The organism is Mycobacterium sp. C31M (assembly GCF_053345865.1).
Genome location: NZ_JBKFAX010000044.1, coordinates 1 through 362, shown reverse-complemented (window position 1 = coordinate 362; position 362 = coordinate 1). Strand labels below are relative to the sequence as shown.

Annotated in this window: 1 pseudogene; it reads left to right on the top strand. The window is 69.3% G+C overall.

From position 1 onward, the window contains the following. Window positions 1–362: pseudogene (locus ACLBYA_RS31590) on the top strand (pyruvate carboxylase); the annotation flags it as partial.

Genomic DNA, 362 nt, shown 5'->3' with positions numbered 1-362 from the left:
CCGGGGCGCTGCCATGCAGTGCCGGATCACCACCGAGGACCCGGCCAACGGTTTCCGGCCCGACACCGGCCGCATCACCGCCTACCGGTCACCGGGCGGCGCGGGCATCCGGCTGGACGGTGGCACCCACACCGGTGCTGAGATCAGTGCGCACTTCGACTCCATGCTCGTCAAGTTGACCTGTCGGGGAAGGGATTTCACCATGGCCGCCGCCCGTGCGCGGCGCGCGCTGGCCGAGTTCCGGGTCCGCGGTGTCACGACCAACATCCCGTTCCTGTTGGCGGTCATCGACGATCCGGATTTCCGGGCCGGGCGGGTGACGACGTCGTTCATCGACGAGCGCCCGCAGTTGTTGACCTCGC